Here is a 24,198-nt window from a genome sequence, read left to right as displayed (position 1 = left end):
GTTTCGTTGCCAGGGCTCTCGCTGGCCGTTGCCGAACGATCAAACCCTGTTGCCAACGGAAATGGAAATTGAATTCGCCCTGGTTTGCCAGGATTGCCCGGGGCGGGCCGTATGATGGCCCCATGTCTAGCGAATCCCACAATCTGATTCATCCCCGCGAATGGCTTACCGAAGCCGAGGCCGCGTCACGACTTTCGATGAGCAAGAAGTGGCTGCAGAAGATGCGTCTTAAAGGGGGTGGACCAAGGTACGCGAAGTTCGGTTCTGCCGTCCGCTACTCCCTGAAATATTTGGAAGAATTTGAGGAAGATAGCCTTCGGCTAAGCACTTCTGATGTTGGCGGTCGGGAGCCCGTACGATGATCGCTCGAGCGCAGATCTACCGCGCACCGAAGTGTGACGCTTATGCCGTCACACCAGAGCGGTTCCTTGCAGGATTATACAGCTGTTCTCTTGAACGATCGCCGCCCAACGCGTGGGGTCGACGGCGCTCCACCAACCCTCGCATGAGTCAAGCACCCTGACGTGCTTTCATCAACGCTGAATAGCGGACAGAATTTTGGTTTGACGTATCGCGATCTCGCCCGGCCTTCGTTGGCGTGCGGGCGATGAATTGCGCCAATTGGAGGCTATTATGCCTAAAAATAACAAGATTACTTCGAATATGAAACCCACCAGCAGTTCTAATTCTTTACCCTCGGACGCGAAGGCGTCTTCTAGACCAAGGAAGTCCATCGCAAAGCGATTAGAGGAGTATGTAGGAGCTGACCTTATGCCAGGCATTAGTGAGCAATATCAAGCGGTGTTAGGGACGGGGCGACCGGTGGCCGCGCCGTTAGCATCATACGGCGAGATGCTTCGAGAAGGTGCCGGGATAGCCTTGGCAGGCTTGAGAAACACGGTGCCGAAGGGTGAAGACCTCATGCTGCAAGTTAGCAGGGTAGCTATTCAGCCGTTCGACGCGCTCAACTTTTCGTTGGCGGATGTTCGCAAGGTCGCTGCGAAGTATGACAAGGAAGGGTACGATGGTTTAGCTGGGGCACGCTTCTGCTCGGTACCCGAGGTCGAGACCAAAATCCCTCTGATGGCGATGGACGTCGTGGCCCTGTACTTCGGCAATCCGCCCACGAAGATCCGAAGGGGCCCAAGGCGGCGGTTCGTCGCGACAGATTCTATCGAACGCTCAACGGCTTTGACCATCTCGTTGAACGACCAGCGTGCGTTGAGGGCGGCGCTGGCGGCAATCTTCTATCCGCCCCTGACGAGGACGCCGACAGGCGATCTACTCGATGACAACAACGATCGCTTCATCAAGGGCGGCAGCCCGATGGAGCGGGCATTTGTGACGCTTATGTGCCGTTCCCAGGTCTCCTTAAAGAAGAGTCTAATTGGATTTGGTGCGGGAAAAGCAGTTGTCGCCGGAGCGGTCGGTCATATCGAACACCTTCAGAGAAAGGGGTGCAAAGGCCGCGTGGAAGTGATCCATCGTGATCTGGTGCCGCACTTTTGGCATTCGGAGTTGAAAAGGCTGGGCTTCGAGCACCTGGCCCTGCCCATGATCAGGTATTGTTGATCAGCACCTGGCCAATTTTTCATAGCTGAAGCATTCACCATCCCCCCTGGCCGAAAAAACCGGCCAGGGGGCAATCACAAGGAGCGACGCAATGGGATTGCTCGCAGACACCTTTATCGCCCCCAGCATCGATGCCGCCATGCTCGAGGTCGATACCAACGCCGCCCAGTTCAAGGCCGAATTTCACCGTGATATCCAATCATGGTCGCTGGATCGCCGGGAACAGGCTTTCCTGTCGGGGATCGCCGACAGGCGCATTTCCGGTCGCGCGCTATTGAGCAACGCTAAGGTGCACCGCGCGGCGCAATCTGCGCTGATAGATGCGATGGCCGATCTGTGGCTGCGAGAACCTGAGAGGCAGCGGGTCTGGGTGACCATGGCCTGGGACGCGGGTGTCAGTTGGGAGAGGCAGCCGGATGTTGACCTCGTATCCCTAAAGGCAATCACCAACCGGCATTTAGGGCGGGCTGGGTTGGAAGGATTCGGTGTCGTCGAGACTGACGTGTGGAAGAACATCGCTGGGGAGGAAGGTAGACGGCTCGTGTCGCACGTCCACTTCCTTGGTGCCAGCGCCATAGGCGGGCATCTGAAGGTCCGTGAGATCGAAGCGAACATGTGCAGCAGGCGGGCGCTGTCGAACTCGCTGGGGGCAAGGAGCGTCGTCATCAAGAACGTCGGACCTACCGTGGACGATCTTACCCGCATCGGTCGGTACATGCTAAAGCGGCCAGCGTTTGCCAAGAATCCCGTTCCGAGGGCTGACGGCGGGGGATTCCGGTTACAGGATGTCGCTCATGCCAGAGGTAGCGTCTCGCGTCTCATCGAGCTATTTTCGCATTGCGAGGTTGGCAATGTGATTTTCTCAATTGGGGCGGGGCGCACGATAGCGGAGAAGGTCCGTCAGGCTGTGCGGCAGGAGATTGCACCGCGGGGTTCCGCAACCCCGGCGCCTACTCACGAGGAGATCCAGGCGCACTGGGCCCGCATTCGTCAATCATGCGGCAAGGGGGATTTCAGGCCGTGCCGCGTGATTACGCGAGCAGATCAGCGTGGCCGATGGTTGCGTTATTAACGGCTATGAATTTTTGCTCAAGCGCCATGGCCGTATGTAAAGGTCACCAAACCACCACATTCTACACCATTGTCTATGCCCATCACACCTGCAGGCCATTCAACCTGATGATTCCAGCACAATCGTTTTTTCAAACCGTAAGCGGTATCCTGCTGGGAATCTCGTGCTGTTGGGAAATCTCTGGTCGTTACGAAGGCTGCCGGAACTTGCTGATGGGTCTGGGTGGTGGTGAGAACCCTTAATGACACCCGCCTGATCCCATCGGATATCGCGCCAAACCCCTTGCCACGGTCCCTGGTGCATCACAGATCCCCATGCGCTGGATCGAACTGAGCCGTCGCCTGGCGTGACTTCAAACGCCATGTTGCCGCGCTGAGGCTACAAGTCGAAAAAGGAGAGGGACACCCATTCCACGCGAGTGCCCCCTCCACATCCCCTTGCACGGCATTCCGGGCTGCCGATCGCCATCAGCAATGCGATATCTCAGCACCACTGCTCGCGTCAGCCTGACCATGTGCGGGCCAGCCCTTCACTAACTAGTTGATCGCCCACTGACCCGCGCGAGTTTGCCACCACGGCCAACGTGCGACCGTAGCGTTCCTGACCATCCCGGTGGACAACAAACTGTTCGCTGTTGAGGATTGCCACCAACCGATCACGGGCGCGCACAGCCAGACGGCTTTCGCTTGCGCACTGTGCTTCCATCTCGGGCGTATCGATGTCCATGAGCCGGATGCGTTCGCGATCGATGATGAAGGTATCGCCATCGTGGACGCAGGTGATGCGCACACCCTGTTCAGGGCACACAGCCATCGGGGGTGCGAGCGCCATGAGCGCGGCCATCAGAACCATGCGATTACTCCAATCACGACCAGAACCACGAGGCCCGTCAGGAGGAATAGAAACTCGACATGAAGGGCGACGTCGCCGGTCTTATCGTCACTCCATTCCTTCATCACTCGCACCGAACTCCATCACCGTCTCGGTCTAGCTTCGAAGAATAGCCAGGATCGCCGCTTCTCACCGGGGCGGCACCTTGGCGGCTCATGACCCTATGCAGACGTTCGCTGCAACTGCGAACCACGGCTTATGACAGCGTTTGCATATATTGGAGCAGCCCTGGCCGAGATTGCCGGTTGCTTCGCATTTTGGGCATGGCTTCGGCTGGACAAGTCTGTCTGGTGGGTAGCGCCAGGAATGCTCGCGTTGGCCCTATTTGCTTACTTGTTGACCCTCATCGAGGCTGAACACGCTGGACGCACTTATGCGGCCTACGGCGGCGTTTACGTCGTTTCAGCTATTGCTTGGTTATGGATCATCGAAGGCGCGAAGCCGGATAGATGGGATGTGATCGGCGCCGCTGTCTGCTTGGGCGGCGCAGCGATCATCCTGTTCGGACCTCGTCCAGCATAAGGGTGAGCGTCTCCTAACTTCTGCCAAGGGGAATGTCAGCTAACCACCCTAATAGCTGACCTCGCGCGGCCAGGAGCAATGCCGGAAAGCGACTAGCAGCTAAGCAATGGTTGGAACAGAGAACGGCCTGTCGGCTAACGACCCCAAATCGGACGGTATTTACCTTGCGTGGCCGTAAGATTAGGGAAGCTCAAGCCGGGTCGGCCAACCATTCCAAGCTGATAAACATTGGTCCCAGACCAATGTCTAAAAGCTGGTGCCCTCCAGTCGTTGTTTCAGCGGTCAAGTCGATAGTGGCCTCAATCCGGTGATCAGCTTCAAGCACCATTCCGTTGAATAGGTGCGAACCACATTTTAAGTCATAGATCATCTGCAGGCTATTGCCGCCGTTCAGGCTGTCTTGATACTTCCCGGTAACCTTACATCCGCCTTGGTCGACGCCAACGAAACGGCCTTCCTTAAGGTGCAAAAGCATAGCTAGTCCCCATGCCTGGCCGTCCAACGGGTCTTGATCTTCACCAGCTTGGCGGATGCTATAAAACCCGGGCTTGATAGACACGACGTTCCCCAATTAGTTTGCCTACTGGACTATAGCCCCCGCCGAAGTCCAGCCAAGCTCGAACGTCCGTTTCCCACCATAATTGCCGCCCTCGCGAGGTCAGGGAGAGATTCCCGAAGCCCGACTGGCAGCTATTTCACGGTTGGGACTGAGAGAGGACCGTCGGCCAACGACCCCACAGCGGTCATTGCTACTTCAAGCCTCGCCTCAACGACGAAGAGGGCGAGCCAAGCTTTCGACGATACGACATTCACCGATGCGTTCAGCCCTGCAAGATCGCAGCATTTCTCCAAGTTCTGTGCGCAGCGCCGTCAGGTCGGCGATCTTTCGCTCAACCTCCGCCAACTGGCGCTGGACGAGCTGGTCGACATTCCCGCACGGTTTGTCGTCATGGTCGGACAGCGCGAGCAGTTCGCGCACTTGCGCCATGCTGAAGCCGAGCTCACGCGCGCGACGCACGAATGTCAGCGCAGCCAAGTGGTTCTCGGAGTAGTCGCGATAGTTGGAGTCGGTCCGATCTGCGGCGGGAAGGATACCCTCGCGCTCGTAATAGCGGATCGTTTCCGCCTTGGTGCCGGTCGCTCTTGCCAGTTCGCCGATACGCATCGCTTGACCTTGTAGTTGCTACAAGGTGCATATGTTCCTGCGACTCGAACGTTGCAAGGAGAGCAGTATGGGCAAGTCCTGCTGTCAAACACCCGAAACCGACCCAAGCGTGCACAACAATCCACGCTGGCGGCTAATCCTGTGGATCGCGCTGATCGCTAACGCCGTCATGTTCGTGGTAGAGATCGTTGCCGGTGTCGCAGCCGATTCCCGCGCGCTCCAAGCGGATGCGCTCGATTTCTTCGGCGATGCGGCGAACTATGCGATCAGTCTCGGTGTTGCCGGCATGGCTCTGGCCTGGCGAGCGAAAGCGGCATTGTTCAAGGCCGCCACGATGCTCGCCTTCGGCCTGTGGGTGATCGGCTATGCGGTTTATGGCCTGGCTGTCGGCTCGAGCCCTGAGCCGCAGACGATGGGTCTGATCGGCACGCTGGCGCTGCTGGTCAACGCGGCGGTTGCCCTGCTGCTGTTCCGTTATCGAGAAGGAGATGCGAACATGCGTTCGGTCTGGATCTGCTCGCGCAACGATGCTCTGGGCAATATTGCCGTTCTAGCAGCTGCGCTGGGCGTGTTCGGCACCGGGCAGGCGTGGCCTGACTTGCTTGTCGCCGGCATCATGGCCGGCCTCGCCATCTGGGGCAGCAGCGAGGTCTTCACACAGGCGCGCCGGGAGCTGGCTCATGGCTGACAGCACCCGCGCGCGTAAAAGAGCCTTTCTTGTCGAGGAATACCGCTCTGCGAGCCTTGCAGAAGATTGGGGGCGATTCGAGCGGGCTTGGCACCATCTGGAGCGCGCCCACATCGTCGCGCAGACCCTGCTATGGCCCCACTGCCTATCGCACTGGAAAATGCTGGGCCTCGCCGTTCGACAGCGCGACTGGCGCGAGGCGAATGGCCAGGTCGCACGGCTGGCTCTCGCGCCACTAGGCAATCTCACGGGCCGGCTTCCGACCGGCAACACCGGCCGAAACGATGTCAGCGCCTTTGCCCGCATGGAAATCCCTTCCGATCTGCGGGCAGTGATGGATCCGACCTTTGATTGAGCAACGGCGCCAGCTTTGTGTTGCGCTGCGAGCTAAATACGGCGGCCGTCGGCGCTTGATTACGACATGCTTACCGCGAAACGAGAACGGCAGTTCCTCTATACTGTCATGACAGAACATTCTCTTTCCAAGCTGGCGCTTTCGCAACCGGTGAACGTCTGCTAACGCGCTTCTCGATGACCCGGCTCCTGGCCCGAACCCTCCTGCTGCAGCTGATCACGCTGTGCACCGCTCTTGGCGTCCTGTGGGCCCCGGTGGCGGAGGCGGCCGAATGCGGGGACGAGCCCGTCGTGGCGTCCTTGTTTGAGGAGCACGGTAAATCGGGCGACGGGGATAACGGTCCCGAGAAGCACGGCACATGCGCCCATGGTCACTGCCATCATTTCTCGCAGGCTGTGGGCCGATCGACGGAAGGCATCACATCTTTGCCGGTTGCCACGATAGTCTGCAGCATTGACCATTCTTCACTGAATTCAGGCATTACCGAACTGGCGACGCCCCCTCCTCGAGCCTGACGTTCTTCGCGCGTCGGACACCGTTCCGATGCCGTTCTGAGCGTCAGCAGAGGATTCATCAAACCATGTTCGCCAAATTCGGGCGAGGCACCCTCATTGCAGGGTTAGCCTTCGCCATGCTCACGGAGCCTGCCATCGCGCAGGATGCGTCCGTCGTTTCGCTCGAGGAAGCGCTCGATCGCACCGGCGTCGCAGACGGAGAGACTACTGACGCAACCAACCCGCGCATTGTCGGACCACGTGCAGAGTCCGAAGCGGCGCGAGCGCTCGTCGGTCAGGCCCGCTTGCGGCCAAATCCTGAGGTGTCACTCGAGGTCGAGAACATTGCCGGGAGCGGTGCCTACTCGGGGCTCAATGCCACCGAATATACCGTGGCTGTCGGGCAACGGATCGAACTCAGCGGCAAGCGCGGGGCCCGCGTCGAAGCGGCCCAAGCGCAGGCGCAGCTGGCGGACCTTCGCGCCGACCTCGCCGGAGCTGAACTCGGCTTTCTCGTTCGCGACCGCTATGTCGCGGCTGCGGCGGCTGCTGCGCGCGCCGAGCTCGCTCGCGATGTGGTCGAACGAAACGAAGAGCTTGCCAGGATCGCCGGTGTGCTGGTGGAAGTGGGCCGCGAGCCGCCGCTGCGGGCAATGCGCGCCGAAGCGACCCTCGCGGAAGCGCGAGCCGAACTTCAGGCGGCCGAAGCGGTCAGCCTGGCGGCACGCGCAGCGCTCGCATCGCTGTGGGGCGCGCAAGGAAATCCGCCGCTCATCCCAGGAGATTTTCCCGATATTCAACCGCCGGGGACGGTGCTGGTCTGGGCGACAGGCTTGCAGTTGCAGGTGGCCCATGCGGAGAGCACGGCGGCAGCCGCCGAGATCGAACGCGAGCGCAGCCTGCGCGTCCCCGATCCGGTCGTTTCGGCGGGTGTCCGGCGCTTCGAGGAAAGCAATGACAACGCATTTCTGGTCGGTGTCTCGATTCCGCTTCCCTTCGGCAATCGAAACCAGAGCAACATCGCCGCTGCCGAGGCCAGACTGCGCGCCGCCAACGCCCGCGAGGCGGTAGCTCTGGCCGACTTTGAACAGTCCATAATCCGCGCCCGTACCGAATATCTCGCAGCTGGAGCGCGCGTCGAGACACTCTCTACTACATCGCTCCCCCAAGCCGAGGAGGCGCTTCGGCTTGTCCGCATCGGTTACCGCAACGGCCGCTTTCCGCTGATCGAGGTGCTGAGCGCGGCGGAAGCCCGCGACGCCATCCGCGAGGCCTTGATCGCCGCGCAGGAAGACCGGGGCCAGGCTGCCGCCGAGCTTATCCGGCTCGCGGCGCAATGAGGAATATCCCAATGAACCGCAGAACGCTGGCAATCACCACCGGGATTGTCATACTTGCCGCAGCGTTGCCGCTGATGCTCTGGCCCGACACTCCGTCCGACAGCCACGCTGACGACGAAGCGGCCGAGACCGCTTTGCCAGAGGGACTTGTCCTGATTGGCGAAGAGCAGATCCGTGCCGCCGAGATCGAACTCGGCACCGTTCAGACCGGCGCCGCCGTCGAACTCGTCTTTCCCGCGACCGTCGCGGCGAGCCCGACCGCCAGCGCACGGATCGATGCACGCGCGTCGGGCGTCGTGCGCAGCGTCGGCAAGACGCTTGGCGATTATGTCCGTCAGGGCGAAACCATCGCGCGGCTTGAAAGCGCCGATGCCGCTGCGCTCGCTTCCCAGCTGAGCGCTGCCCGCGCTCGAGTCACCGAGCTTTCCTCTGCGTATGAGCGGGAACGGCGTCTGTTCGATGCCAATGTCACCGCGCGGCAGGACCTCGAAGCCGCTCGCGCCAATCTCGACGTTGCCCGCTCCGAGCTGAACCGCGCCCAGGCTGCGGTTGCCGCGGCCGGCGTGAGCGGCGACGGACGCTCGCTGGCCGTGACGAGCCCGCTGGCCGGCCAGGTGACGGCAGCTCCGATCGTGCTCGGCTCCTTCGTCAATGCCGGTGACGAGCTGTACCGCGTGGTCAATCCCAACGCTCTGCAGATCGAGGTCGCGCTGCCTTCGCAAGATGCCGCGCGTGTTCAGCCTGGCGATGAAGCCGCGCTGATCGTGGGCGATGGCCGTGAGATTGGCGCACGTGTGAGGTCGGTCACGCCTTCGCTCGATCCGGAGAGCCGCAGTGCGACGGCCATACTCAGCCTGTCGCGCGCCGTTCCCGGTCTTCAGCCGGGTGCTTTCCTCCAGGCGCGCATTCGTCCTTCGGGCGAGGTGGATCGGAGCCGCATCGCGGTGCCCGAAGACGCCGTCCAGGTTCTGGAGGGCCGCGATGTCGTCTTCGTGCGGACGCAGCGCGGGTTCCAGGCGCGCGACGTGGAAACAGGCAGTCGCTCCGCCGGGATGGTGACGATCCTGTCGGGCCTCGAACCGGGCCAGCGGATCGCGATCGACAACGCATTTCTGCTGAAAGCCGAGCTAGAGAAGGAGGGCGCCGAACATGGCCATTGATCATGCCCCTCCGCCGTCTCCGTCGGAAGGTGGCGGAAACCAACACCATGGTCCGGTCGGGGCGATCCTTGATGTCGCCGTGCGCTTTCGCTGGGCGATCATTGTTCTGACAGTTTGTGCGGCGATCTACGGTGCCTTCAATCTGCTGCGCCTCCCGATCGATGCGGTTCCCGACATCACCAACACGCAGGTCCAGATCAACACCAATGCCCCCGCGCTTTCACCCTCGCAGGTGGAAACGCAGGTGACCTTTCCTATCGAGACCGGGCTCGCCGGGATCGACGGATTGGAAATGACTCGCTCGATTTCGCGCAATGGCTTCAGTCAGGTCACCGCGATCTTCGAGGAAGGGTCCGACATCTACTTCGCGCGGCAGCAGGTCAACGAGCGCCTCGCCCCGATCGGCGCATCGCTGCCCGAGGGAGCGGAACCCACCATGGGCCCGATCTCCACCGGACTCGGCGAAGTGCTAATGTATACAGTCGAATACGAGCATCCGGGTGGTCGCGGCGCCCCAACGGGTGCGCGCACAGGCTGGCAGGTCGATGGTAGCTTCATTACCGAACGCGGCGACCGGCTCGAAAGCGAGGTCGCCAAGGCCGCCTATCTGCGCACGGTGCAGGACTGGGTCGTGGCGCCGCTGATGCGCTCGATCGACGGCGTGGCCGGGGTCGATTCAATCGGAGGCTACGAGAAGCAGTTTCTCGTTCAGCCCAATCCAACGCGCCTGACCGGTTATGGTCTGTCTTTCGATTCCCTGATCGACGCGCTCGAGGCCGCCAACCTCGCGGCCGGTGCCAATTTCGTAGACCGCGCCGACGAGGCTTTGCTCGTCCGGGTCGACGCGAGGCTTAGCGGCATCGCCGATATCGAGGAGGCGGTTGTCGCCACCCGCGAAGGGGTGCCGATCCGTATAGGCGACGTAGCGACTGTCGAAATCGGCGGTGATCTGCGAACCGGTGCCGCCTCGCTGAACGGCGAGGAAGCGGTTGTCGGCACGGTATTGATGCGCAGCGGCGAGAACAGCCGCACCGTTTCGGCGCAGGCTGCAGAGCGTTTGGAGGAGGTACGCGGATCGCTGCCCGAAGGCGTGGTTGCCAAAATCGTCTACAACCGCTCCTCGCTGGTCGATGCGACGATCGCCACGGTCGAGACCAACCTCGTCGAAGGCGCATTGCTGGTCATCGCGGTGCTGTTCCTGATGCTCGGAAATATCCGCGCCGCCATCATTGCCGCACTGGTCATCCCGATCTCGATGCTCATGGCCGCTATCGGCATGAACCGGATCGGCGTTTCGGGCAATCTGATGAGCCTTGGCGCGCTCGACTTCGGCCTCATAGTCGATGGCGCGGTGATCATCGTCGAGAACAGCGTTGCCCGGCTCGCTGCGCGCCAGCACCGCGAGGGGCGCCTGCTCAGCTTGGGAGAGCGGCTTAGCGAAACACGGCTTGCCGCGCAGGAGATGATCAAGCCCACCGTCTACGGGCAAGCCATCATCCTGCTCGTGTATGCCCCGCTGCTCACCTTTACGGGGGTCGAAGGCAAGACCTTCTCGCCAATGGCGATCACCGTCATGCTCGCGCTGGCATCGGCCTTCGTGCTGTCGCTGACCTTCGTCCCCGCGATGATCGCTGTGTTGCTCAACAAGAAGCTGACCGAGAAGGAAGTGAAGCCGGTGCGCATCGCGAAGGAACGCTACGGCCCGGCCGTGCGCAAGGCGATCGCTCGCCCATGGCCGGTGATCGGCACAGGCGTCGGCATATCCGCCGTGGCGGCTTTAGTGTTCGGTTTCCTAGGCAGCGAGTTCACGCCCCAACTCGACGAACGCGACATTGCGATCCAATCGCTACGTATTCCGTCGACATCGCTCGAAGGCTCGGTCGCGATGCAGCGGCGTGTCGAAGACCGACTTGAAGAATTCCCGCAGGTCGAACTGGTGTTCTCGCGGACGGGCACGGCGGAGGTCGCCAGCGACCCCATGCCGCCCAACGCCTCGGATGCCTACGTCATCCTCAAGCCGCGCGAAGAGTGGCCCGATCCCGGCCTGTCGAAGGATGCCCTGGTCGCCGAGATGGAAGAAGCGCTAGGCGGCCTTATCGGCAACCTCTACGAGTTCAGCCAGCCCATCGAACTGCGTTTCAATGAACTGATCGCCGGTGTGCGCGGTGATGTCGCGGTCAAGCTTTACGGCGATGACCTTACTGCCCTGACCGAGGCGGCTAGCGAGGTCGCGGGGGTGCTTCGCGGCGTCGAAGGCGCGTCAGATGTAAAGGTGCAGCAGGTGACGGGCTTTCCGACGCTCGACATCGCCTTCGATCGTCCGACGATCGCGCGTTACGGGCTGACCGTCGAAGACGTGGCCCAGTCGGTAGCGATTGCACTCGGCGGACGGCCTGCGGGTCTGGTGTTCGAAGGCGACCGCCGCTTCGATGTCGTTGTACGTCTCGAAGACGCGGCGCGCGACGATTTCGACCAGCTCGGGGCTCTTCCGATCGTTCTTGATAACGGGGTCACCGTGCCCCTGCGAACGCTGGCCAACTTCGAGGTTGTCGATGGCCTCGCCGAAGTTCGCCGGGAGCAGGGACGCCGGCTGGTTATCGTCTCGGCCAATGTGCGCGAACGCGATCTCGGCTCTTTTGTCGAGGAGGCGCAGGAAGGCGTTGCCGCCGAAGTCGATTTGCCCCCTGCATCCTTTATCGAATGGGGCGGCCAGTATCAGAACCTTCAGGAAGCGCAGGCAAGGCTCGCGATTGTCGTGCCGGTCTGTTTCGCCGTGGTGCTGCTGCTCCTTTACATGGCGCTGGGGGGTTGGGTTTCGGCGCTGGCGGTGTTCAGCGCCATCCCTATGGCCCTGGCCGGCGGCGTCTTCGCACTCGCTTTGAGAGGCATGCCGTTTTCGGTGTCTGCCGCGGTAGGCTTTATCGCCCTGTCGGGTGTGGCAGTGCTCAACGGCCTCGTCATGATGACCGCCATCCGCCAGCGTCTGGAGAACGGAATGCCATTGAATGAAGCCATCGCCGATGGCGCGCTCGCGCGTCTGCGACCAGTGCTGATGACGGCTCTTGTAGCCTCGCTCGGCTTCGTGCCAATGGCGATCGCCACCGGAACCGGTGCCGAGGTGCAACGTCCATTGGCTACGGTGGTTATTGGCGGACTAATCACGGCGACGGCGCTGACCTTGTTCGTTTTGCCCGCGATTGCCCGCCTCGTGCTGCATCGCTCGGACGGTGAGCGCAGCTGGCGTCAAGACTGGTGGGACCGCTTGCGCCGCAACGTGACGCGCGAGGAGAAGCGTGAGCTGACGGACATCGCGTGACCGGACAGGAATGGAAAAGGTAATGCTGAAAGTGGTTGAGGATGATGGGCTTGTCCGGATCAAGGCTGAGAGAACTCTCGACAGCACCGACTATGACAAGTTCGTGCCCGAGTTCCAACGCATTGCGGCGCGCGAGCCAGGTACAGTTCCGATGGTGATTGAGCTAGCGCCGGATTTCTCGGGTTGGGATTTCGACGGCATCTGGCGCGATCTCAAGCTCGACGCCAAGCGTAAGGACAGCTTTGGCCAGATCGCAACTTTGGGCGACGACAAATGGGTGGAATGGGGCACGATGCTTTCCAATCCGCTCATCCGGACTGAGATGAAGTTCTTCCCGCCTTTAAACCGCGATGTCGCTGAGAGATGGGCCAGTGACGAAGGGAATGCGGCATGAGCGGCAACCACAACGTCGATCTCGGCTCTGCCGACAAGCGAAAGACGCTTTGGATCGTCCTTTGGCTAAACGTGGCGATTGCGATAGGATTCTTCGCGGTAGGCTACTTCGCCGATTCCAATGCGCTGCTCGCCAACGGCCTAGACAATTCGTCGGATGCAATTGTCTATGCGCTCAGTCTGCTAGCACTCACCCGATCCCGAACCTGGAAGCGTGGTGCCGCGCGCTTTTCCGGCATCATGCTCCTCATCTTCGCGGGCGGTGTCATCGCCGATGCCATCCGGCGCTTTGTTGAGGGATCAGAACCCGGCGGTCTCATGATGATGGTCATGGCAGCGGTCGCCGCCGTGGTGAACTTGATCTGTCTGCGGCTGCTGCAGAAGATGAAGGAAAAGGACGTCAACCTTCGCGCTGCCACCACTTTCAGCTTCAACGACTTCATCTCCAACGGCGGCATAATCATAGCCGGGATCGTCGTCATGCTGACCGGCGCAAACTGGCCCGATCTGCTGGTGGGGATCGCGGTTGCCGGGATTGCGCTTTACGGAGGCATCGATATCCTACGCGATGCGCATATGGATGTGCAAGATGAGAAAGGCACCGAGCATAGCAAGGGCGACGAGTTCGATCGGTGAATAAGATTTGGCCATCACGGGAAGACACCGGTCCCAGCCACGGCTAGAAGAAGCTAGCCGCGATCGTGCGCATCGCATCTAGAGAATGTCCGGAGTTGGCATTTACAGAAGGCGTCGAACGACTGATTTGGGGCGCAAAGCCGTCATTGATCTGCGCGCTGCTCGACGCGTTGAATTGCAGACCGACTCACCCCCAAGTTAGCGGCGACGGTACCCAATGAAGCTCCTGCCTTGCGCATGGCGATTGCCTCTTGTTGCTGCTGATCGGTGAGCGCGCGGGGTCGCCCCAGCCGCTTCCCTTCGGCCTTTGCGCGCCGCAGACCCGCCTGTGTGCGTTCGACGAGCAGGTCCCGCTCGAACTCTGCTACCGCGTTGATGACCGACATGGTCATTTTTCCAGCGGCGCTAGTCAGGTCGACGCCGCCCAGCGCAAGGCAATGCACGCGGACATTTTCTACGGCCAATCGCTCGACAGTTGCACGAACATCCATGGCGTTGCGCCCGAGCCTGTCCATCTTGGTGACAACCAAAACGTCATCCCAATCCAGGCGATCGATCATGCGCTTGAACTCGGGCCGATCCATGGCCGGGACCGATCCCGAAACCGTCTCGCAAAAGGTTCGTCGACTTTCGACACGGAAGCCCGCGGCTTCGATTTCGGCAACTTGGTTAGCGGTTGTTTGCTCGCAAGTGCTGACACGGCAGTACGCGAATGTTCGTGACATGCTTTACTCCTTGTATCGAAAACGTGACACAAAGAAATTCGCGTATCGAAATGCGTTTGGCTATATTTGGAGCCGGTTGCCGCGCCGTCCGATGTTGTGTCGAAAACGCTCGTTTTCGAGCAACACTCTCAACCTACGCGCACAAAAGTGCCGAAGAGCGCCAGGCGATGTCGGCTTTGCGCCCCAGTTTCGGTCGTTCAGCCCACTACACCCGGAGCTTGAAAGCCGCCGTTCATGGCTTGAATATTGGCGGCTGTGTTAGTTCACACAAGAGAATGGTTGCACATTTCAAGCTCATGCTAATGCGCCGTTGATCGACGGGGCGACCAATAGCGCATTAGCTTCATTTTAGGCAGGTCAATCCGCTTCCGAAATGGCACCACGCACTTCCGGAGATAGCGGGCGTTCAACAACTTGCTTGGCCTCTTGTTGGAGTTCCGGCGTGAGCGTGGTGGTTCGCGCAGGAAGGGGCGTGCCGTCGCCCATTTCGCCGTTTTCCTCGATATCCTTGAGCAAAAGCTCCATCTCTGCAATTTCTTTGACCTGAGCCTCAATGATCGAGTCCGCCAACTTGCGAACACGCGGATCGGTGATCTCAGCCCGCGCACTCGTCATGATTGCGATCGAATGGTGAGGGATCATAGCCGACATGTACTCTTCGTCGTTGACGGTCGCCTGGCTGCGGACCAGCCACAGCGCCACCGCAAAGACCAGCGCGCCTACGCCCAGGATGATGAAGTTCTTGGTCTTGTCCTTGTACATGCCCCACATGAAGAGGAGCATGACGATCATCATCATGCCGCCCATGACGAACGTCATCCAGAAGCGCGTCTCGCTCCAGAACACATGATCAAGCTCGTATGTGTTTAGATACATCAGGCCGAACATGATCGCGGTCGACGTCGCCACCATCGCCATGAAGCGCCAGTAGTTGCCGCCGCCGTTATGGTGTTGCTGGTGATCCGCATTGTGGTTGTCGGCCATTCAATCCTCCTGTTGGCTCATCGTCTTGTATACGTACTGGGCTGTGCAGCTGATCAGGATGAAACCTGTCAGCGACGCGATGCCCGCAATCACCCTCAGGTGATCGGTCGGATAGATGTCGCCCAAGCCCACTGTCGTCACGGTGATCAGGGCGAAGTAATAGTAATCCATGGCCGACATGGCGGGCTCCTTGGCAAACCCGCCAAGCCCGAACGAAGCGGCCCAGGCAAATCCGACTGCGAACACCACAGCAACCAGCATGTGGCTGAGGAGAACGAGCAGAGATCCTCCCGTCAGTCTCAAGGCGGCTGGCGACATGCCGGGAGGCGACACCCTCTTCGCAAATCGCAACATGACCAAATGCAAGGTCAGTGATACCAGGAAGAGTGTTATTCCGATTGCCGTTGCCGCGATCATGCCCGACCTTCGCCCAATGTGGGAAGCTTTAGTCCGCGCAGGCGCAGGGCGTTGGCGATGACCGATACCGATGAGAGGCTCATCGCTGCTGCCGCGATCATCGGATTGAGAAGAAGGCCGAAGGCGGGAAACAGCACGCCCGCCGCCACCGGGATGCCGAGCGCATTGTAACCGAACGCGAATACGAGGTTTTGGCGAATATTGCGCATGGTGGCGCGCGACAGGACAATCGCCTGGAGCACACCGGTCAGGTCGCCGCGTACCAGCGTCACACCGGCGCTTTCGATCGCCACGTCGGTGCCGGTTCCCATTGCAATGCCAACATCCGCAGCCGCCAGCGCTGGCGCGTCGTTGATGCCGTCCCCTGCCATTGCGACGCGCTTACCGGAGGCCTTGAGCGCCTCGATTTTGCGATGCTTGTCCTCGGGCGAGACGTTTGCCTCGACCTCGTCGATACCGAGCTGGCGGGCCACGGCTTCGGCGGTGGCGCGGCTATCGCCGGTTAGCATGACCACTTCGATCCCGCGCTCGTGCAGCGCCCTAATGGCCGCAGCGCTGGTCGGCTTGATCGGATCAGCGACCGCGATCAGCCCTGCCGGTGCGCCATTGATGGCCACGAACATTACGGTTTGGCCTTGGGAGCGTCCGGCTTCTGCGGACGCGAGCCATTCCGCATCATCGATCCCGAGCCGCCGCATCAGTTTCTCGTTGCCAATGGCGACCTTCCGCGGTCCCACGCGCGCCTCGACACCCTCGCCGGTAATCGACGACAAATCAGACGCTGCCTCGAACGCCACGCCTCGCGCCTTGGTGCCTTCAACTATTGCATGGGCGAGCGGATGCTCGCTCCCGGCTTCCACCGCGGCGACGGCGGAAAGGAACTCGGCCTCGTCCAGTCCCACTCGGGGAGTGACCGAGACGAGATCAGGCTTGCCCATGGTGAGAGTGCCCGTTTTGTCGACCACCAGCGTGTCGATCTTTTCGAGCGTCTCCAGCGCCTCGGCGTTGCGAATGAGGATGCCGTGCTGGGCCCCCTTGCCGGTGCCGGTCATGATCGACATCGGGGTTGCGAGGCCGAGCGCGCAGGGACATGCAATGATGAGAACGGCGATCGCGTTGACCAGTGCATAGGCAAGCGCGGGGAATGGCCCCCAGATGGCCCAGACGATAAAGGTAACGACCGCGATGACGACGACCGAAGGCACGAACCAGGCCGCGACCTGATCGGCCAGGCGCTGGATCGGTGCCCGGCTGCGCTGTGCCTCGGCGACCATCTGGACGATCTTGGAGAGCATCGTGTTCTTGCCGACCGCGCCTGCACGCATAACGAAGCCGCCGGTCTGGTTGACCGTTCCGCCGATAACCTGGTCGCCGGCCTTTTTGGACACGGGCAATGGCTCACCGCTGATCATGGACTCGTCGATCGCGCTCGAACCCTTGGTCACCTCGCCATCGACCGGCACCTTATCGCCAGGGCGGACGCGGAGCAGGTCACCGCTCGCCAATTGGTCGAGAGAGACTTCGCGCTCGTCGCCACTGCCGAAGATCTTGAGTGCGGTCGGAGGCGCGAGTTCGAGCAACGCACGCAGCGCGCTCGAGGTCGAACCCCGCGCCCTGAGTTCAAGCACCTGGCCAAGTAGGACGAGCGTGGTGATGACCGCCGCCGCCTCGTAGTAGACGCCGACGCGGCCCGAGTGATCGCGGAAGGCGGGCGGGAAGACATCGGGCAGGAGGGTCGCGACGAGGCTGAACAGGAACGCGATCGCCACGCCGAAGCCGATCAGCGTGAACATGTTGAGATTGCGGGTCCTGAGCGACTGCCATGCCCGCACGAAGAACGGCCATCCGCCCCACAGCACCACGGGCGTCGCAAGCACAAGCTGCGCCCATTGCGCGCGCGCCGGTTCGATCAGCCGGTCGAAGCTGATCCCGGGCACCATGTCGCTCATCGCATAGGCGAACAGCGGCAGGGTGAAGAGCGCGCTTACCCAGAACCGACGCGTCATGTCGACGAGTTCGGGGTCGGGTCCATCCTCGAGGCTGACCGTCTCAGGCTCCAGAGCCATTCCGCAGATGGGGCAGCTTCCCGGTCCTACCTGCCGGATCTCGGGATGCATGGGACAGGTGTAAATCGTCCCTTCCGGAACGTCCTCGACCTGCTTGAGATGCGCTCCGGATAGATAATGTTCCGGATCGCTGACGAACTTGTCCTTGCACCGCACCGAACAGAAGTAGTGCGTCGCGCCGTCGTGCTCGGCGATATACGTAGCACCCTCGATCGTCACGCTCATGCCGCAGACCGGGTCGATGGCGGTAGCTTCACCTTGGCCTTTGCCTGCTTGGTGGGTGTCGCAACAGCTCATAGATTGGCTCCTCTGCCTCGCAGGTGCGTATGACTGAAATCAGGGATAGGACGCGAACACCTCGCGGCGACCGTTGCCGAACGCTATGACCTGATAGGGTTGGACTTTGCCCCCCGCTTCCATGCCGGGCGACCCGAGCGGCATACCGGCGACCGCGAGCCCTTCGACCCAGTCGGGCCTTTCCGCGAGCAGACGCTCGACGTCGGCGGCGGGTACGTGGCCCTCGATGACGTAGCGATCCGCGATCATGGTATGACACGAACGAAGGTCATCGGGCACGCCGTTCTGCGTCTTTACAGACGCCATGTCGGGGTGATCGACCGTGGCGACTTCATGCCGGTCGCCCTGCTGCATGTGCGCCGCCCAGGCTTCGCAACATCCGCAGCTGGGATCGCGATACATGGTGAAGCTAGCTGCCTGCGCCGCGCCCGTACAGGCTGCGAGCAATATCGTGCCAAGTATGGGGAGAAGCGGGCGACGGGTCGGAATTCTGTCGAAGTTCATCAGTTGTGTCCCATTGCTTTCATGTCTTCGTCGGACATGGTCGACATGTCGTGGCCGGCATGCGGATCGTTAACAGGCGTCCCGGTGGGGGCGGGCGCTGGTACAGGCGCTGCATGGGAGCCTTCCCGAACAGGTGTCTTCGCCTCAGCGGGCGCCGGATTTGACTGCGACGCTGCCGGCGCCACCGGTGCCCGGACCGCAGTGGCTGTGCGGGATTCTATCGAGCTGCTGGTCGGGGACGGGGTAGCACTCGCAGAGGTGAGCGGTGCAGAAGGTTCCGCATTGCTGTCACTCTTTTGATCGTTTCGAGCGTCTGACGAAGCTCCACAAGCAGCCAGCGACAAAAACAAGAACGGCAGAACGCCGATTAATCGCACGTGTTTCGAAGTCTTTCGCTCCATGCTCTTACTCCAGACCAAGGTGATTGGGGCCGAAAACCATCTCGCCGCCGAGATAGCCTTGCAGTACGAGTGCTACCGCCAGCACCGCCAGCACGATACGAAGAAGGGTGCGGTTCCTCGCGCGAAATGCCAGCCAGGTCGCAACAAGGGCAACGGCTGCAATCGCCGTTCCATTCCATCGGTGCAGTCCCAACGTCTCGGAGCGGTCCTCGAGGCGCCATCCCGCAGCAAACCAACCGAGGAGTGCAGCCGTAAGCGCGCCAGCGGCCCCCCCGCTGATAAGAAAGCGCACCGTGGTTTCGAGGCCGAGAGCAGGCCGGATCGTCAGCAAAAGTTCCCCCAAGGCAGCAAGCAAAAGGAGGGCAATCGGAAAATGCGCGGCGACAGGGTGGAGGCGACCGAGGAAGTCGCTGATCGAGGTAACCCGGTTCTGGGCAATTTTGGCTGCGAGCGCCTGGGCTGTCTGCGGCATGGCGTTTGCCGAAGCTTGACGGGCACCTGCTGGGCCGATCGTGGCGTCGGGCATCATCTCCGCCCCATCATGATGCGCAGCGGGATGATCCTGCATTTCCATCTGCGCCATCTCGGCCTCGCTCAGGTCCTTCTTATGACCCTCGTGAGCACTGCCAGGGGCCGAAAGAAGGAGGAGCGCCACAGCGATCGGTGTGAGGTGCCAGAGGAGCGAACGGGATAGCTTCATGCTTCTCTTACGTCCGACCCGTTCGCATCCCTCAAAAATTTCAAGGGATATGAGAGGACGAAGCGTATAGTTGGCTGTAAGACAGGATAAAATACGCATGGCTGACAACGAAAGACTTAATCGTGCCTTGCAGTGGCTGGGAGCTGTACCCGATCCTTCGCTGCCCGAAGACTTCATGGGTGGCGTGTGGATGCGGGCGGGTAAGCTCGAACAGGTCGATGCGACGCGAACGCGTGTCGCCTTATTCACGGCGATGGCATTTATTGGGCTTGGTGCGGGCTTTGGCACGTCGCAATCGCCTGCCCGTGAAAGCCAAACAAATTACCAGCTAATCGAAGGCGCCGACCTCTCACCTGCTTCACTGCTGCATGTTCAGCCATGAAGGTCAGCATTCTCCAGATAGTGCTTGCTGCCCTTCTGGCCGTGGCTGCGGGATGCATCGGCGCATACGCTGCCGGGCAATGGCGCGAGGCATCGCATGCGATCACTTTGCATGATTTCGTCCACGAGGAACTCGATCTTGATGCATCGCAGGACAGGAAACTCGATCAGCTCGAGGCGCGGTTCGCTGTTCAACGCCAGGAGCTCGACCTGTCGCTCAGAGCCGCAAACGCGAGGCTCGCCTCCGCGATGGACGATGAACATGAATACGGGCCCAAGGTGGCCGCGGCTATTGACGAGGTGCACGCACGCATGGGCGATCTGCAGAAGGCAACAGTCGAGCATGTATTTGCAATGCGCGCCTTGCTCGATCAGGAGCAGCGCGCGCGCTTCGATCGCCAGGTCGCGGCTTCGCTAACACGCGAACCTGGCGAATGACAGGTCGTGGATGGGCGGAACGACACACCTGACGAGGAACTGGTCGAAAAGATAATTGCAGGGGACAAGGCAGCATTCGGCAGACTCGTCGAGCCTCATCTGCCCCGCCTGCTCGGTCTGGCCCGCCGGATGCTCTCGTCTGCCGACGAAGCCGAAGATGCGCTGCAGAACGCACTGGCATCGGTTTGGATGGCGCGAGCCAAGCTCGATCCTCGCAAGCCTGTAGCAGCCTATCTGACAACCGTGACGCTCAACAAATGCCGCGACCGGCTTAGGCGCCAAAAGGTTGTGCGGCTGCTGAGTTTGAGGGCCCTAGGTCCCGACGTTGCCGTTGCGGCAGACGAACCCGGTCCTGATGTTGAGATCGCCGACCGGCAATTGCTCGCTCAGGTCACCAACGCGATAGATCGCTTGCCGCTCCGCCTTCGCGAGGCTCTTGTTTTGGTCGCCATCGAGGGGCGAAGCCATGGCGAGGTTGCTGAATTGTTGGGAGTGACGAAAAAATCGGTCGAAACTCGTGTGTATCGGGCCCGTCAGCGCCTGCGCATTAAGATCGATTTTCTTTGAGGGGTGATGGCGGTCGCGGCGTAAACAAAGGCATGAGCATACTTCCTCTAATCGACGACGTCGCAATCAACCGCAGAAAGTTCCTCACCGCCAGCGCCGGCGCGGCAAGCGTGCTCGCCCTCGGTCAGACAGCGCCGGCATGGGCCCGCGGCGCCGACCTGCACGGCGGCGGCCCCATCCGCCCCGGCTTCGACGAAGTGTCGGGCCGCGACATCGCACTGACGATCGGCGAAGGTCCGCGCGTTGTGCAGGGGCGTCGCGGCCACGCCATCGCTGTAAATGGGAGCGTACCGGGTCCGCTGATCCGTCTCAAGGAAGGTCAGCCGGTCCGGCTGGCAGTGACGAATACACTCCATGAAGACAGCTCCATTCACTGGCACGGGCTGCTTCTGCCATTCCAGTACGACGGCGTACCGGGTGTCAGCTTTCCCGGCATCAAACCTGGAGAGACTTTCGTCTATGACATCCCCGCGCTGCGACAGAGCGGCACCTACTGGTGGCATAGTCACTCGGGGTTGCAGGAGCAGGCCGGGCACTACGGCCCGATCGTGGTTGAACCCGCCGGGACGGTCCCCGTGCAAGCGGACCGCGACTATGTTCTACTCCTGAGCGACTTCACGCCTCTTCACCCCCATACGATCATGGACAAGCTGAAGAAGGGCGAAGGCTACTTCAATTACCAGCAGAACACCTGGACCGACGACTATCCGCTGTCGGGCGAGGACCGCCGGATGTGGGCGCGTATGCGCATGATGGCGACCGACATCCTCGACGTGACCGGCTCGACCTACACTTACCTCGCCAACGGGCGCGGACCGGAAGAGGGTCTCGAGTTCCTGTTCAACCTTGGCGAGCGAGTACGGCTGCGCGTCATCAACGGCAGCGCCATGACATTTTTCAACGTCCGCATTCCCGGAGTGAAGTTCTGGGTGGTCGGTGCCGACGGTCAAAACGTGCGCCCGGTCGAGGTCGAGGAGTTTCAGATCGGCACGGCCGAGACCTACGACATCGTCGTCGAGCCGACCGGGGAAGCCCGCACGATCGTGGCCGAAAGCATGGACCGGTCGGGCATGGCGGTGGCGACCCTAGCCTCGCGTCCCGGCGCGCGGGCACCGGTTCCGCCCTTGCGCGATCCGCCACTGCTGACGATGGCGGATATGGGTATGAACCACGGCTCGGGCGGAATGGACCATGGCGGTGGCGACGACATGGGCGGGATGGACCATTCGGCCATGGGCCACGACGTGCCATCGCAAGGTGCGTCTGCGGATCCGATGGCCGGAATGGACATGAGCGGCATGGATATGCGCGACACATCCCTGCTGCCGCCCAGCGTGGAGGTCGGCCCCGGCATCGACATGGTGTCGATGAACCCGGTCGATCGCATGGGCGATCCGGGCCTCGGCCTGGACAACGTTCCCCACAAGGTTCTCACCTACAAGGATCTTGTGGCGCTCGAGCCGAACGACGATCTGCGCCGCCCGACACGTCAGATGGAGATCCATCTGACCGGCAACATGGAGCGCTACATGTGGTCGTTCGACGGCAAGAAGTTTACCGCCGTCAGCGACGACCCCATCCGCTTCGCCTATAACGAACGTGTCCGTGTGAAGCTCGTCAACGATACGATGATGGCGCATCCGATCCATCTGCACGGCCATTTCTTCGAACTGGTCAACGGCGCGCCTGCCGACCGGCAGCCGCAGAAGCATACGGTTGTCGTGCAGCCCGGCGGCAGCGCCACCTTCGACCTCACCGCCGACGAACAGGGCGACTGGGCCTTTCACTGCCACCTGCTCTACCACATGCATTCCGGCATGTTCCAGATCGTGACCGTCGCCCAGCCGCCTTCGGCGCCCGATGTGAAACGGGTGGGAGAAGAATGATGCGCCTGCTCGTCGCCATGCTCCTCGCGAGCGCCGCAACCCCTGCTATCGCACAGGACCATTCGGGTCACGCGATGCCTGGCGCGCAATCGCCAGCCCAGACCGAATGCGAACAGGAAGCCGCACGCCATCGCGCCATGGGCCATCCGGTGCCCGAGGGGGCTTGTGAGCCTGCCTCGCCGCCGGGGGAACCAGTCTCCGCCGACCGGCACGAAGGCCGTTCTGGCATGGATCATTCGCAGATGGACCATAGCCAGGCGGAGGGAATGGACCATTCCACCATGGACCATTCGGGGATGGATCATAGCCAGATGCCGGCCATGGACGATTCTACCATGGAAAACATGGACCACGCGGCGATGGGCCATGAAGGGATGCAGTCGTCCGGCCAAGCGCCGATGGACCATCAGGCGATGGACCACGGAGCCATGGACCATGGCACTATGGACCATGGCGCCATGGACATGACCCCCATCCCGCAAGGACCGCCTCCGGCTGCGGCGGGATCGGGACCGCCCCGTGCTGCCGATGCGATCTGGGGGGCGGACGCGATGCGTGCCTCCCGCGATGCTCTGCGCGCCGAGAACGGCGGGATGAACGTTTTCTGGTTCCAGGGCGACCGCGCCGAATATCGCGCACGGGAAGGCGGGGATGGTTACCTGTGGGACGTGCAGGGCTACTACGGCGGCGACCTCGACAAGTTCTGGTTCAAGAGCGAGGGCGAAGGCACATTCGGCGAAAAGCCCGAGTCCGCTGAAATCCAAGGCTTGTGGAGCCATGCGATCGGCCCATGGTGGGATCTGCAAGCCGGCGTAAGGCAGGACCTGACAGGCCCCGAACGCACCCACGCCGTCATAGGTGTGCAGGGTCTGGCGCCCTATATGTTCGAGGTCGACGCGGCCGCTTTCTTGTCGACCAAGGGCGATCTGACGGCACGTGTCGAAGCCGAACTCGATCAGCGCATCACCCAGCGGCTCATCCTGCAACCGCGCGCCGAGGTAAACCTTTCTGCGCAGGACATTCCCGAGCTGGGTGTCGGAGCCGGTCTCGATTCCGTCGAACTGGGGCTGCGGCTGCGCTACGAATTCGCCCGTGAATTCGCGCCCTATGTCGGCATCGAGCAGGAATGGAAGGTTGGCCAGAGCGCCGATTATGCCAGCCTTGCGGGCGAGGATCCAAGCGTGACCAACTATGTCCTGGGCGTTCGGTTCTGGTTCTGAGGGGATAA

The 24,198-nt window shown here is 61.4% G+C and carries 27 protein-coding genes; 17 read left to right on the top strand and 10 right to left on the bottom strand.

The annotated features are described in order from the left end of the window. Nucleotides 1-122: 122 nt before the first annotated feature. From GRI62_RS14710 to GRI62_RS11685, 3 genes are all read left to right on the top strand, one after another. Entirely contained in the window at nucleotides 123-362 is a 240-nt protein-coding gene (locus GRI62_RS14710; protein WP_373283024.1) for a helix-turn-helix domain-containing protein, read from the top strand. A gap of 409 nt (nucleotides 363-771) precedes the next feature. After that, complete coding sequence (locus GRI62_RS11690; protein ID WP_131453500.1) at nucleotides 772-1,572, top strand: hypothetical protein; 801 nt, start codon at nucleotides 772-774, stop codon at nucleotides 1,570-1,572. A 91-nt stretch (nucleotides 1,573-1,663) separates the two neighbouring features. Further along, a complete protein-coding gene (locus GRI62_RS11685; protein ID WP_131453499.1) occupies nucleotides 1,664-2,644 on the top strand; it encodes a hypothetical protein in 981 nt (326 codons plus the stop codon). Nucleotides 2,645-3,145: 501 nt separating this feature from the next. Here GRI62_RS11685 and GRI62_RS11680 read toward each other — a convergent pair. Together GRI62_RS11680 and GRI62_RS11675 are read right to left on the bottom strand one after the other, a co-directional pair. After that, nucleotides 3,146-3,496 (bottom strand): thermonuclease family protein, encoded by a 351-nt coding sequence (locus tag GRI62_RS11680; protein ID WP_234027448.1) that lies wholly within the window; start codon nucleotides 3,494-3,496, stop codon nucleotides 3,146-3,148. Between the two features lie 103 nt (nucleotides 3,497-3,599). Next, a complete protein-coding gene (locus GRI62_RS11675) occupies nucleotides 3,600-3,692 on the bottom strand; it encodes an excalibur calcium-binding domain-containing protein (protein WP_199799936.1) in 93 nt (30 codons plus the stop codon). A 41-nt stretch (nucleotides 3,693-3,733) separates the two neighbouring features. On the opposite strand from GRI62_RS11675, the gene GRI62_RS11670 reads away from it, so the two are divergent. Beyond that, the gene (locus GRI62_RS11670; protein ID WP_131453498.1) at nucleotides 3,734-4,057 is read left to right on the top strand and encodes a YnfA family protein; all 324 of its coding nucleotides are present in this window, start codon (nucleotides 3,734-3,736) and stop codon (nucleotides 4,055-4,057) included. A gap of 190 nt (nucleotides 4,058-4,247) precedes the next feature. Here GRI62_RS11670 and GRI62_RS11665 read toward each other — a convergent pair whose 3' ends face one another. Next, complete coding sequence (locus GRI62_RS11665) at nucleotides 4,248-4,616, bottom strand: hypothetical protein (protein WP_131453497.1); 369 nt, start codon at nucleotides 4,614-4,616, stop codon at nucleotides 4,248-4,250. A 207-nt stretch (nucleotides 4,617-4,823) separates the two neighbouring features. Further along, complete coding sequence (locus tag GRI62_RS11660; RefSeq protein ID WP_131453496.1) at nucleotides 4,824-5,222, bottom strand: MerR family transcriptional regulator; 399 nt, start codon at nucleotides 5,220-5,222, stop codon at nucleotides 4,824-4,826. Nucleotides 5,223-5,289: 67 nt separating this feature from the next. On the opposite strand from GRI62_RS11660, the gene GRI62_RS11655 reads away from it, so the two are divergent. The 8 genes from GRI62_RS11655 to GRI62_RS11620 all read left to right on the top strand — a co-directional run bounded on the left by GRI62_RS11655 (nucleotide 5,290) and on the right by GRI62_RS11620 (nucleotide 13,604). Next, the gene (locus tag GRI62_RS11655; RefSeq protein WP_131453901.1) at nucleotides 5,290-5,910 is read left to right on the top strand and encodes a cation transporter; all 621 of its coding nucleotides are present in this window, start codon (nucleotides 5,290-5,292) and stop codon (nucleotides 5,908-5,910) included. Further along, on the top strand, nucleotides 5,903-6,265 hold the full coding sequence (locus GRI62_RS11650; RefSeq protein ID WP_131453495.1) for a DUF3703 domain-containing protein: 363 nt from the start codon (nucleotides 5,903-5,905) through the stop codon (nucleotides 6,263-6,265). Before GRI62_RS11655 ends, GRI62_RS11650 begins: the two co-directional genes overlap by 8 nt. 176 nt (nucleotides 6,266-6,441) lie before the next feature. Then, the gene (locus GRI62_RS11645; RefSeq protein WP_131453494.1) at nucleotides 6,442-6,780 is read left to right on the top strand and encodes a hypothetical protein; all 339 of its coding nucleotides are present in this window, start codon (nucleotides 6,442-6,444) and stop codon (nucleotides 6,778-6,780) included. Nucleotides 6,781-6,845: 65 nt separating this feature from the next. Further along, the gene (locus tag GRI62_RS11640) at nucleotides 6,846-8,099 is read left to right on the top strand and encodes a TolC family protein (RefSeq protein WP_131453493.1); all 1,254 of its coding nucleotides are present in this window, start codon (nucleotides 6,846-6,848) and stop codon (nucleotides 8,097-8,099) included. 74 nt (nucleotides 8,100-8,173) lie between these two features. Beyond that, on the top strand, nucleotides 8,174-9,259 hold the full coding sequence (locus GRI62_RS11635; protein WP_234027447.1) for an efflux RND transporter periplasmic adaptor subunit: 1,086 nt from the start codon (nucleotides 8,174-8,176) through the stop codon (nucleotides 9,257-9,259). Next, the gene (locus GRI62_RS11630; protein WP_199799935.1) at nucleotides 9,249-12,575 is read left to right on the top strand and encodes an efflux RND transporter permease subunit; all 3,327 of its coding nucleotides are present in this window, start codon (nucleotides 9,249-9,251) and stop codon (nucleotides 12,573-12,575) included. The genes GRI62_RS11635 and GRI62_RS11630 overlap by 11 nt, the downstream gene beginning before the upstream one ends. Nucleotides 12,576-12,597: 22 nt before the next feature. Next, the gene (locus tag GRI62_RS11625; protein ID WP_131453491.1) at nucleotides 12,598-12,969 is read left to right on the top strand and encodes a SpoIIAA family protein; all 372 of its coding nucleotides are present in this window, start codon (nucleotides 12,598-12,600) and stop codon (nucleotides 12,967-12,969) included. Continuing rightward, complete coding sequence (locus tag GRI62_RS11620; protein WP_131453490.1) at nucleotides 12,966-13,604, top strand: cation diffusion facilitator family transporter; 639 nt, start codon at nucleotides 12,966-12,968, stop codon at nucleotides 13,602-13,604. Before GRI62_RS11625 ends, GRI62_RS11620 begins: the two co-directional genes overlap by 4 nt. Before the next feature lie 143 nt (nucleotides 13,605-13,747). Here GRI62_RS11620 and GRI62_RS11615 read toward each other — a convergent pair whose 3' ends face one another. From GRI62_RS11615 to GRI62_RS11590, 6 genes are all read right to left on the bottom strand, one after another. Continuing rightward, entirely contained in the window at nucleotides 13,748-14,329 is a 582-nt protein-coding gene (locus GRI62_RS11615; RefSeq protein WP_131453489.1) for a recombinase family protein, read from the bottom strand. A 357-nt stretch (nucleotides 14,330-14,686) separates the two neighbouring features. Continuing rightward, the gene (locus tag GRI62_RS11610; protein WP_131453488.1) at nucleotides 14,687-15,313 is read right to left on the bottom strand and encodes a DUF305 domain-containing protein; all 627 of its coding nucleotides are present in this window, start codon (nucleotides 15,311-15,313) and stop codon (nucleotides 14,687-14,689) included. After that, entirely contained in the window at nucleotides 15,314-15,730 is a 417-nt protein-coding gene (locus GRI62_RS11605; RefSeq protein WP_131453487.1) for an ion channel, read from the bottom strand. Beyond that, nucleotides 15,727-18,093, bottom strand: coding sequence for a heavy metal translocating P-type ATPase (locus GRI62_RS11600; protein WP_131453486.1), 2,367 nt, complete (start codon nucleotides 18,091-18,093; stop codon nucleotides 15,727-15,729). The genes GRI62_RS11605 and GRI62_RS11600 overlap by 4 nt, the downstream gene beginning before the upstream one ends. A gap of 39 nt (nucleotides 18,094-18,132) precedes the next feature. Next, nucleotides 18,133-18,597: a DUF411 domain-containing protein gene (locus tag GRI62_RS11595; RefSeq protein WP_131453485.1), complete on the bottom strand. Its 465-nt coding sequence runs from the start codon at nucleotides 18,595-18,597 to the stop codon at nucleotides 18,133-18,135. Nucleotides 18,598-19,002: 405 nt separating this feature from the next. Then, nucleotides 19,003-19,698, bottom strand: coding sequence for a DUF2231 domain-containing protein (locus GRI62_RS11590; RefSeq protein ID WP_131453484.1), 696 nt, complete (start codon nucleotides 19,696-19,698; stop codon nucleotides 19,003-19,005). A 97-nt stretch (nucleotides 19,699-19,795) separates the two neighbouring features. On the opposite strand from GRI62_RS11590, the gene GRI62_RS11585 reads away from it, so the two are divergent. Genes GRI62_RS11585 through GRI62_RS11565 form a run of 5 tightly spaced genes read left to right on the top strand, consistent with a single transcriptional unit; the run spans nucleotide 19,796 to nucleotide 24,190 of the window. Further along, nucleotides 19,796-20,080: a hypothetical protein gene (locus GRI62_RS11585; RefSeq protein ID WP_131453483.1), complete on the top strand. Its 285-nt coding sequence runs from the start codon at nucleotides 19,796-19,798 to the stop codon at nucleotides 20,078-20,080. After that, entirely contained in the window at nucleotides 20,077-20,517 is a 441-nt protein-coding gene (locus GRI62_RS11580) for a periplasmic heavy metal sensor (protein WP_007013475.1), read from the top strand. Before GRI62_RS11585 ends, GRI62_RS11580 begins: the two co-directional genes overlap by 4 nt. Nucleotides 20,518-20,523: 6 nt before the next feature. Beyond that, nucleotides 20,524-21,084, top strand: coding sequence for an RNA polymerase sigma factor (locus GRI62_RS11575; protein WP_131453482.1), 561 nt, complete (start codon nucleotides 20,524-20,526; stop codon nucleotides 21,082-21,084). A 32-nt stretch (nucleotides 21,085-21,116) separates the two neighbouring features. Continuing rightward, the gene (locus tag GRI62_RS11570) at nucleotides 21,117-22,970 is read left to right on the top strand and encodes a copper resistance system multicopper oxidase (RefSeq protein WP_131453481.1); all 1,854 of its coding nucleotides are present in this window, start codon (nucleotides 21,117-21,119) and stop codon (nucleotides 22,968-22,970) included. After that, nucleotides 22,970-24,190, top strand: a complete 1,221-nt coding sequence (locus GRI62_RS11565) for a copper resistance protein B (protein WP_131453899.1) — start codon at nucleotides 22,970-22,972, stop codon at nucleotides 24,188-24,190. The genes GRI62_RS11570 and GRI62_RS11565 overlap by 1 nt, the downstream gene beginning before the upstream one ends. Nucleotides 24,191-24,198 lie beyond the last annotated feature (8 nt).

Origin of the sequence: Aurantiacibacter arachoides (assembly GCF_009827335.1) — a bacterium.
Taxonomy (GTDB): domain Bacteria; phylum Pseudomonadota; class Alphaproteobacteria; order Sphingomonadales; family Sphingomonadaceae; genus Alteraurantiacibacter; species Alteraurantiacibacter arachoides.
The sequence above is the reverse complement of the archived record's forward strand: the minus strand, read 5'-3'. Positions and strand labels throughout refer to the sequence as shown.

Bases quoted from the DNA above. Each gene is read 5' to 3' on its own strand.
- GRI62_RS14710 (WP_373283024.1), top strand. From the start codon at position 123: ATGTCTAGCGAATCCCACAATCTGATTCATCCCCGCGAATGGCTTACC.
- GRI62_RS11690 (WP_131453500.1), top strand. From the start codon at position 772: ATGCCAGGCATTAGTGAGCAATATCAAGCGGTGTTAGGGACGGGGCGA.
- GRI62_RS11685 (WP_131453499.1), top strand. From the start codon at position 1,664: ATGGGATTGCTCGCAGACACCTTTATCGCCCCCAGCATCGATGCCGCC.
- GRI62_RS11680 (WP_234027448.1), bottom strand. From the start codon at position 3,496: ATGGTTCTGATGGCCGCGCTCATGGCGCTCGCACCCCCGATGGCTGTG.
- GRI62_RS11675 (WP_199799936.1), bottom strand. From the start codon at position 3,692: ATGAGCCGCCAAGGTGCCGCCCCGGTGAGAAGCGGCGATCCTGGCTAT.
- GRI62_RS11670 (WP_131453498.1), top strand. From the start codon at position 3,734: ATGACAGCGTTTGCATATATTGGAGCAGCCCTGGCCGAGATTGCCGGT.
- GRI62_RS11660 (WP_131453496.1), bottom strand. From the start codon at position 5,222: ATGCGTATCGGCGAACTGGCAAGAGCGACCGGCACCAAGGCGGAAACG.
- GRI62_RS11655 (WP_131453901.1), top strand. From the start codon at position 5,290: ATGGGCAAGTCCTGCTGTCAAACACCCGAAACCGACCCAAGCGTGCAC.
- GRI62_RS11650 (WP_131453495.1), top strand. From the start codon at position 5,903: ATGGCTGACAGCACCCGCGCGCGTAAAAGAGCCTTTCTTGTCGAGGAA.
- GRI62_RS11645 (WP_131453494.1), top strand. From the start codon at position 6,442: ATGACCCGGCTCCTGGCCCGAACCCTCCTGCTGCAGCTGATCACGCTG.
- GRI62_RS11640 (WP_131453493.1), top strand. From the start codon at position 6,846: ATGTTCGCCAAATTCGGGCGAGGCACCCTCATTGCAGGGTTAGCCTTC.
- GRI62_RS11635 (WP_234027447.1), top strand. From the start codon at position 8,174: ATGCTCTGGCCCGACACTCCGTCCGACAGCCACGCTGACGACGAAGCG.
- GRI62_RS11630 (WP_199799935.1), top strand. From the start codon at position 9,249: ATGGCCATTGATCATGCCCCTCCGCCGTCTCCGTCGGAAGGTGGCGGA.
- GRI62_RS11625 (WP_131453491.1), top strand. From the start codon at position 12,598: ATGCTGAAAGTGGTTGAGGATGATGGGCTTGTCCGGATCAAGGCTGAG.
- GRI62_RS11620 (WP_131453490.1), top strand. From the start codon at position 12,966: ATGAGCGGCAACCACAACGTCGATCTCGGCTCTGCCGACAAGCGAAAG.
- GRI62_RS11615 (WP_131453489.1), bottom strand. From the start codon at position 14,329: ATGTCACGAACATTCGCGTACTGCCGTGTCAGCACTTGCGAGCAAACA.
- GRI62_RS11610 (WP_131453488.1), bottom strand. From the start codon at position 15,313: ATGGCCGACAACCACAATGCGGATCACCAGCAACACCATAACGGCGGC.
- GRI62_RS11605 (WP_131453487.1), bottom strand. From the start codon at position 15,730: ATGATCGCGGCAACGGCAATCGGAATAACACTCTTCCTGGTATCACTG.
- GRI62_RS11600 (WP_131453486.1), bottom strand. From the start codon at position 18,093: ATGAGCTGTTGCGACACCCACCAAGCAGGCAAAGGCCAAGGTGAAGCT.
- GRI62_RS11595 (WP_131453485.1), bottom strand. From the start codon at position 18,597: ATGAACTTCGACAGAATTCCGACCCGTCGCCCGCTTCTCCCCATACTT.
- GRI62_RS11590 (WP_131453484.1), bottom strand. From the start codon at position 19,698: ATGAAGCTATCCCGTTCGCTCCTCTGGCACCTCACACCGATCGCTGTG.
- GRI62_RS11585 (WP_131453483.1), top strand. From the start codon at position 19,796: ATGGCTGACAACGAAAGACTTAATCGTGCCTTGCAGTGGCTGGGAGCT.
- GRI62_RS11580 (WP_007013475.1), top strand. From the start codon at position 20,077: ATGAAGGTCAGCATTCTCCAGATAGTGCTTGCTGCCCTTCTGGCCGTG.
- GRI62_RS11570 (WP_131453481.1), top strand. From the start codon at position 21,117: ATGAGCATACTTCCTCTAATCGACGACGTCGCAATCAACCGCAGAAAG.
- GRI62_RS11565 (WP_131453899.1), top strand. From the start codon at position 22,970: ATGCGCCTGCTCGTCGCCATGCTCCTCGCGAGCGCCGCAACCCCTGCT.